The sequence below is a fragment of the Pantoea sp. CTOTU46764 genome (genome assembly GCF_031974595.1).
GTDB lineage: Bacteria > Pseudomonadota > Gammaproteobacteria > Enterobacterales > Enterobacteriaceae > Pantoea > Pantoea trifolii.
Map to the genome: position 1 here is coordinate 28271 of NZ_DALYOQ010000007.1, position 6550 is coordinate 34820.

The following is a 6550-nucleotide window of genomic DNA, read 5'->3' on the forward strand; positions in this document are numbered from 1 at the left end:
CGGTTACGACGTAGTGCTGCTTGAAGCGGCGAAAATCGGCTTTGGTGCCAGCGGCCGCAATGGCGGCCAGGTCGTCAACTCCTACAGCCGTGACGTGGATGTGATTGAGCAGCGCTACGGCAAGCAAACTGCACAAATGCTCGGCAGCATGATGTTTGAAGGCGCGGAGATCATTCGCGATCGCATCGACCGATATGCCATCGCCTGCGACTATCGTCCTGGAGGCATTTTCGCCGCACTGAATCAGCGGCAAATGGGCCATCTGCGCAGCCAAAAAGCACTGTGGGCGCGCTACGGTAATCACGATTTGGAATTGCTCGACGAACGTGGCATTCGGCGCGAAGTGGCAACCGATCGCTACGTCGGTGGATTGCTCGATAAACGCGGCGGCCATCTGCATCCGCTTAATCTGGCGCTGGGTGAAGCGGAAGCGATTCGCCGTCACGGCGGACGCATTTATGAGCAGTCAGCGGCGATTGAAGTGAAATACGGCGCACCGCATCGCATAAAAACCGCTAAGGGCGAAGTCAGCGCCACCTTCGTGATTTTTGCCGGCAACGCCTATTTGCCGTCGCAGCTTGAACCGCGCCTGACGGGCAAAAGCATGCCGTGCGGCTCGCAGATCGTCACCACCGAACCTTTAACGCGCGATCAGGCGCTGGGTTTGCTGCCGAACAATTACTGCGTTGAAGATTGTAACTATCTGCTCGACTACTTCCGTCTCACCGCCGATAACCGCCTGCTGTACGGCGGCGGCGTAGTGTATGGCGCGCGTGAGCCGGATGATATTGAAGCGCTGATTCGTCCCAAGCTGCTGCGCACCTTTCCGCAGTTACGGGATATCAAAATCAGCCACCGCTGGAGCGGCAATTTCCTGCTTACGCTGTCGCGCATGCCGCAGTTTGGCCAGGTGGAGAAGAATGCGTTCTTTATGCAGGGCGACAGCGGGCATGGCGTGACCTGTACCCATCTTTCGGGGAAATTGATTGCTGAAGTGTTGCGTGGGCATGCGGAGAGATTTGATGCGTTCGCGAAATTGCCACATCTGCCGTTTCCAGGTGGGAGACGGTTTAAGGTGCCGCTCACGGCGATGGGGGCGGCATGGTATGCGCTGAGGGATCGGTTTGGGGTTTGATCTGCTGCGTGCTGATGCCCTCACCCCGGCCCTCTCCCACAGGGAGAGGGAGCAAAACATTCCCTCGCCCGCTTGCGGGAGAGGGTTAGGGTGAGGGGAAAATCACTCCAGCGGCATTTTCATCGGGTCATCATAGGTGTACTCAAACCCCAGCTCATTAGCGATTTTCGAGCCGTCAACCACCTTGCCCGCTGAACGTTCGGCTTCATTAGCAAACGTCGGCGGTTCAAGCCCCAGCTGCTTAGAGACGCTGGGATAGAAGCTGTCGCGCGACGGGTGTTTCGATGCGCACAGATTGTAAATGTGCCCGCCTTTCGGGGTTTGCAGCAGCAGCACAATCGCGTCAACCACATCATCGAGATGCACCAGATTGACCGCATGACCGCCATTTTCCAGTCCGGTTTTGCCCGCGAGGAAACGACCTGGATGACGATTCGGTCCTACTAATCCGGCGAGGCGCACAATATCCACGCTGGTGCCGGGCAGATCGTGCAGCCAGTTCTCCAGCTCCACCAGCGTTTTGCCCGCTATAGTTTCCGGCTGCAGCGGGCTGGTCTCTTTCATTACCCCTTCTCTACTGCCGTACACCGACGAAGAACTGGTGAAAATGATGCGCGGCACTTTCTTCGCCAGCGCGGTGTCCACCACGTTCTGCACCGCCTGCATGTAATCTTCACCGCCTTTTACCGTGCGACTGGCGGGCAAGGTCACCACCAGCGCATCGACGGACATCAGCGTATCTAACTCTTCGGCTTCACACTCCAGCTCGGGCGTCAGCACCAGTTGGAAGGCTTCGATGCCACAGCGGCGTGCGGCGTCTACGCCATCCGGCGAGGTTTTACTGCCGGTGACTTGCCAGCCGCGTGCCGTTAGCGCCATCGCCAGCGGCATCCCCAGCCATCCCAGACCTACAATCGCGACCTTTTTCATATCGACTCCTGCTATGGGCTCACACTTCATCTTAGTGCGGCCAGATGTGCCAAACCAGCGCAAACTGTTTCGGGAGATTCCGGAAATTGACGGTTAAAAAAGGGTTGCCAATTGTCACCATCTTCGTTAGGTTATTCAGCACGCAAATGAATACTCATTCAGCAACGGAATTTACTATGACACGCGTTCAGTTCAACCACCATCATCACCATCATCCTGACTAGTCTTTCAGGCGATGTGTGCTGGGAGACGATTAGGATCTTCCAGTGGTGCGAACGCAAAGAGAGCCCCCGGAAGATCATCTTCCGGGGGTTTTTTTATGGGCGAACGCAAACCAACACGTTCAGACAGGATTGAATAAGAGGACAGGAACCATGTTAGATAACACCCGTATTCGCATAGCTATGCAGAAATCTGGCCGTTTAAGTGATGAATCACGCGAACTGCTGGCACGCTGCGGTATCAAAATCAACCTTCAGCAACAGCGTCTGATTGCGTTTGCGGAGAACATGCCGATCGACATCCTGCGTGTGCGCGATGACGATATTCCTGGCCTGGTGATGGATGGCGTGGTCGATCTCGGTATCGTCGGTGAAAACGTGCTGGAAGAGGAGCTGCTGAACCGTCGTGCTCAGGGCGAAGATCCGCGTTACTTCACGCTACGTCGTCTGGATTTCGGCGGTTGTCGCCTGTCGCTGGCAATGCCAGTTGATGAAGAGTACACCGGCCCGCAATGCCTGAATAACGCCCGCATCGCCACCTCTTATCCACACCTGCTGAAGAAATACCTCGATAAACAAGGCGTCGCCTTCAAATCCTGTCTGCTGAACGGTTCTGTTGAAGTTGCACCACGCGCTGGCCTGGCCGATGCGATTTGTGACCTGGTTTCAACCGGCGCCACGCTGGAAGCTAACGGTCTGCGCGAAGTCGAAGTGATCTACCGTTCTAAAGCGGTGCTGATTCAGCGCGACGGCGAACTGCCGGCCGCCAAGCAAGAGCTGGTCGACAAAATGATGACGCGTATTCAGGGCGTGATTAAAGCGCGTGAATCCAAGTACATCATGCTGCACGCGCCAAGCGAGCGTCTGGATGAAGTGATTGCGCTGCTGCCGGGCGCGGAGCGTCCAACCGTGCTGCCGCTGGCCGGTGATGTCAGCCGCGTGGCGATGCACATGGTGAGCAGCGAAACGCTGTTTTGGGAAACCATGGAAAAACTGAAGTCGCTGGGTGCCAGCTCGATCCTCGTGCTGCCAATTGAAAAAATGTTGGAGTAACACCATGAGCACGCTGATGACACCCATTGATTGGCAGCAATGCAGCGCAGAGCAGCAGCAAGCGCTGCTGATGCGTCCGGCGATTTCGGCTTCAGAAAGTATCAGCCAGATCGTGCGTGACGTGTTGGTACAAGTGAAAGAGAGTGGTGATGCGGCGCTGCGTGAATTTAGCGCGCGCTTCGACAAAGCGCAGGTGGATAACCTGCGCGTCACCGCCGAAGAGATGCAAGCCGCCAGCGATCGTCTCAGCGACACGCTGAAGCAGGCGATGGCGGTTGCGGTGGCGAATATCGAGACCTTCCACAACGCGCAGATTCTGGCGGAAGTGGATGTGGAAACCCAGCCTGGCGTGCGGTGCCAGCAGATTACCCGTCCGGTGAAATCGGTGGGTTTGTATATTCCTGGCGGTTCCGCCCCGCTGTTTTCAACCGTGTTGATGCTGGCGACACCGGCACGCATCGCCGGTTGCGGTCGCGTGGTGCTGTGTTCGCCGCCGCCGATTGCCGATGAAATTCTTTATGCCGCGCAGCTGTGCGGCGTGAAAGAGGTGTTTCAGGTTGGCGGCTCGCAAGCGATCGCCGCCCTCGCCTTCGGCACTGAAACTGTGCCGAAAGTGGACAAGATTTTTGGCCCAGGCAACGCGTATGTCACCGAAGCCAAACGTCAGGTTAGCCAGCGTTTAGATGGCGCGGCGATCGATATGCCGGCCGGTCCATCCGAAGTGCTGGTGATTGCCGATGAAGGTGCTACGCCAGCGTTCGTCGCTTCGGATCTGCTGTCGCAGGCGGAACACGGCCCGGATTCACAGGTGATTCTGCTGACGCCGTCGCTGCAACTGGCCGAAGGCGTGGCGCAAGCGGTTGAAGAGCAACTGGCGCAGCTGCCGCGTGCCGCTACCGCACGTCAGGCGTTAGAGAGCAGCCGCCTGATTGTGCTGCGCGATTTGGATCAGTGCATCGAGATCTCCAATCTGTACGGCCCTGAGCACCTGATCATTCAGACGCGCCAGCCGCGCGATCTGGTGGATAGCATTACCAGCGCCGGTTCGGTATTCCTTGGCGACTGGTCACCGGAATCGGCAGGCGATTACGCGTCGGGCACTAACCACGTGCTGCCGACCTACGGTTACACCGCCACCTGTTCCAGCCTTGGCCTGGCCGATTTCCAGAAACGTATGACGGTGCAAGAGCTGACGCCGCAAGGCTTCCTCAACCTTGCCGCGACGATTGAAACGCTGGCCGCCGCCGAGCAGCTGGAAGCCCACAAAAATGCCGTTACCCTGCGTGTTGCCGCGCTGAAGGAGCAAGCATGAGCCTGAGTATTGAAGCGTTGGCGCGCGCCAACGTGCGAGCGCTGACGCCGTATCAATCGGCGCGTCGTCTGGGTGGTAACGGTGATGTGTGGCTGAACGCCAACGAATTCCCGCTGCCGGTGCCGTTTGAACTGTCGCAGCAGACGCTGAACCGCTATCCGGAATGCCAGCCGAAAATTGTTATTGAGCGTTACGCCGCTTACGCCGGTTTGACGCCGGAGCAGGTTCTGGTCAGTCGCGGTGCGGATGAAGGTATCGAACTGCTGATGCGCGCCTTCTGCGAGCCGGGCAAAGATGCGATTCTGTTCTGCCCGCCAACCTACGGCATGTACAGCGTCAGCGCCGAAACCATCGGCATCGAATACCGTACCGTGGCGGCACTCGACGACTGGCAGCTGAATCTGCCGGCCATCGCTGACCAGCTCGACGGCGTGAAAGTCGTCTATATGTGCAGCCCGAACAATCCAACCGGCAACCTGATCAATCCCGATGACATTCGCAAGTTGCTGGATATGACCGCCGGTAAAGCGCTGTTGGTGGCGGATGAAGCCTATATCGAGTTCTGCCCGGAAGCGACGCTGGCGAGCTGGCTGCAGGAGTATCCGCACTTAGTGATTCTGCGTACGCTATCCAAAGCCTTTGCCTTGGCCGGATTGCGTTGCGGCTTCACCCTGGCGAACAAGCCGGTGATCGATCTGCTGATGAAGGTGATTGCACCCTATCCGCTCGCCACGCCGGTAGCGGATGTGGCCGGACAAGCGCTGAGCGAGAAAGGTATTGCGCTGATGCGTCAGCACGTTGCCGAGTTGAACGCCAATCGTGCCTGGCTGTTTGAACAGTTGCCGCAGATTAGCGTGGTGCAACAGGTGTTCCCAAGCGAAACCAACTACATTCTGGCGCGCTTCACTGATTCGCCAAAAGTGTTTAAAATGCTTTGGGATCAAGGCATTATTCTGCGCGACCAAAACAAAAACCCCGGCCTTGCGGGATGCCTGCGCATCTCCATCGGCACCCGTAAAGAGTGCGAGCGCCTGATCGCCGCGCTGCAAGCCTTATCAGTGGAGCAAGCATGAGTCAGAAGATCCTTTTTATCGACCGCGACGGCACCATCATCTCTGAACCACCAAGTGATTATCAGGTGGATCGCATGGAGAAGCTGGCGTTTGAGAAGAACGCCATTCCGGCGCTGCTGGCGTTGCAGGAAGCGGGTTTTCAGTTGGTGATGATCACCAATCAGGATGGCCTCGGCACCGCGAGCTTCCCGCAGGCCGATTTCGACGGCCCGCACAACCTGATGATGCAGATTCTCAGCTCACAAGGCGTGAATTTCAGCGACATCCTGATCTGCCCGCATATGCCGGAAGATAACTGCGATTGCCGCAAGCCGAAGACCAAAATGGTTGAAGCCTGGCTGGCTGCTGGTGCGCTCGATACCGCTAACAGTTACGTGATTGGCGATCGTCTCACCGATATTCAGCTGGCGCAGAATATGGGCATTCAGGGCCTGCGTTACGGCGCGGAAGGCGAAGATTGGGATGCGATTCAGGCGCGCCTGACCAAGCGCGACCGCTATGCGCTGGTGCAGCGCAACACCAAAGAGACGCAGATTAAAGTCGAAGTGTGGCTGGATCGTGAAGGCGGCAGCAAAATTAACACCGGCGTGGGCTTCTTTGATCACATGCTGGACCAGATTGCGGTGCACGGCGGTTTCCGCATGAACATCGATGTGAAAGGCGATCTGTACATCGACGATCACCACACCGTGGAAGATACCGGTCTGGCGCTCGGCGAAGCGCTGCTGAAAGCGCTGGGCGACAAACGTGGCATCGGTCGTTTTGGCTTCGTGTTGCCAATGGATGAGTGCCTCGCGCGCTGCGCGCTGGACATCTCCGGCCGTCC

6 protein-coding genes, 1 pseudogene and 1 other annotated feature are annotated in these 6550 nt (G+C 57.5%); of the genes and pseudogenes, 6 read left to right on the plus strand and 1 reads right to left on the minus strand.

The genetic code is table 11. The annotated features are described in order from the left end of the window. A partial coding sequence (locus tag RTM06_RS04415) for an FAD-binding oxidoreductase (protein WP_312180207.1) occupies positions 1-1135 on the plus strand: 1135 nt, incomplete at its 5' end. A gap of 102 nt (positions 1136-1237) precedes the next feature. Here the strand turns inward: RTM06_RS04415 and RTM06_RS04420 are convergent. Next, entirely contained in the window at positions 1238-2065 is an 828-nt protein-coding gene (locus tag RTM06_RS04420) for an SDR family oxidoreductase (RefSeq protein ID WP_312180209.1), read from the minus strand. 176 nt (positions 2066-2241) lie between these two features. Between RTM06_RS04420 and hisL the strand changes: the two genes are divergently transcribed. The 5 genes and pseudogenes from hisL to hisB form a co-directional block, all read left to right on the plus strand. After that, positions 2242-2289, plus strand: a complete 48-nt coding sequence (hisL, locus tag RTM06_RS04425) for a his operon leader peptide (protein ID WP_100396937.1) — start codon at positions 2242-2244, stop codon at positions 2287-2289. Continuing rightward, positions 2265-2386: a sequence feature (His leader region), on the plus strand. Its footprint overlaps the gene before it by 25 nt. A gap of 53 nt (positions 2387-2439) precedes the next feature. Next, positions 2440-3339, plus strand: coding sequence for an ATP phosphoribosyltransferase (gene hisG, locus RTM06_RS04430; protein ID WP_008104821.1), 900 nt, complete (start codon positions 2440-2442; stop codon positions 3337-3339). 4 nt (positions 3340-3343) lie between these two features. Continuing rightward, the gene (gene hisD / locus RTM06_RS04435) at positions 3344-4651 is read left to right on the plus strand and encodes a histidinol dehydrogenase (protein ID WP_312180212.1); all 1308 of its coding nucleotides are present in this window, start codon (positions 3344-3346) and stop codon (positions 4649-4651) included. Beyond that, complete coding sequence (gene hisC / locus RTM06_RS04440; protein ID WP_312180213.1) at positions 4648-5724, plus strand: histidinol-phosphate transaminase; 1077 nt, start codon at positions 4648-4650, stop codon at positions 5722-5724. The genes hisD and hisC overlap by 4 nt, the downstream gene beginning before the upstream one ends. After that, positions 5721-6550, plus strand: a pseudogene (gene hisB / locus RTM06_RS04445) (bifunctional histidinol-phosphatase/imidazoleglycerol-phosphate dehydratase HisB); the annotation flags it as partial. The gene hisC and the pseudogene hisB, both read left to right, overlap by 4 nt.

What these genes read in the sequence shown, in the direction of transcription:
- RTM06_RS04420 (WP_312180209.1), bottom strand. Translation starts at nt 2,065, where the DNA reads ATGAAAAAGGTCGCGATTGTAGGTCTGGGATGGCTGGGGATGCCGCTG.
- hisG (WP_008104821.1), top strand. Translation starts at nt 2,440, where the DNA reads ATGTTAGATAACACCCGTATTCGCATAGCTATGCAGAAATCTGGCCGT.
- hisD (WP_312180212.1), top strand. Translation starts at nt 3,344, where the DNA reads ATGAGCACGCTGATGACACCCATTGATTGGCAGCAATGCAGCGCAGAG.
- hisC (WP_312180213.1), top strand. Translation starts at nt 4,648, where the DNA reads ATGAGCCTGAGTATTGAAGCGTTGGCGCGCGCCAACGTGCGAGCGCTG.